Origin of the sequence: Vibrio sp. 1727, assembly GCF_033344415.1 — a bacterium.
GTDB lineage: Bacteria > Pseudomonadota > Gammaproteobacteria > Enterobacterales > Vibrionaceae > Vibrio > Vibrio alginolyticus.
In genome coordinates, this window is sequence record NZ_JAWPOT010000735.1 from 1 (window position 1) to 500 (window position 500).

A 500-nucleotide genomic window follows, 5' to 3' on the forward strand; every position below is an offset into this window, starting at 1 on the left:
CGGCTCTACATCTGACTCTTCCAACAAACGCTGCAGCACTTGAACCAAATATGGTCGAGTGGTTTGTTGTCCGGTCGGCTGCACTCGACTTAACACATTGAGGTTAAAGCACGCTTGCTTATCCAAAATACGTCCTGCAGCTTGACCATAGTCCAATGGGTACACTTGTTCTTTAATCGCCCAAGGTTGGCTGAGGTTGATGGTATCGCTGTCTTTGTAGCTCTGCTCGATACCCACTTCAGCCAAGGCTTCAACACCAACACTGTACCAATATGCTTGCTGGTAATGGATTTGGTTTGAACCGCGCTGAAACTGCAAAAACAAACGTTCAGACATGGTGGCAGCAATGGTCGCCATAATCGCCAACAACATCAGTACAATAATCAAAGCAACACCACGCTGACGATTAGCCATTGTTGTTGCCCTCCGATGCTTTGTTTCTTTCACTTTCCGCAAGCTTGCCATCTGGCGTTAGATACGTGCGCGCAATTTCACCGTAA

Annotated in this window: 1 protein-coding gene; it reads right to left on the reverse strand. The window is 47.4% G+C overall.

The features are described 5' to 3' along the window. Positions 1-414, reverse strand: a 414-nt coding sequence (gene gspK / locus R8O10_RS27875; protein WP_318192315.1) for a type II secretion system minor pseudopilin GspK, incomplete at its 3' end; no start/stop codon positions are given. Positions 415-500: the final 86 nt, after the last annotated feature.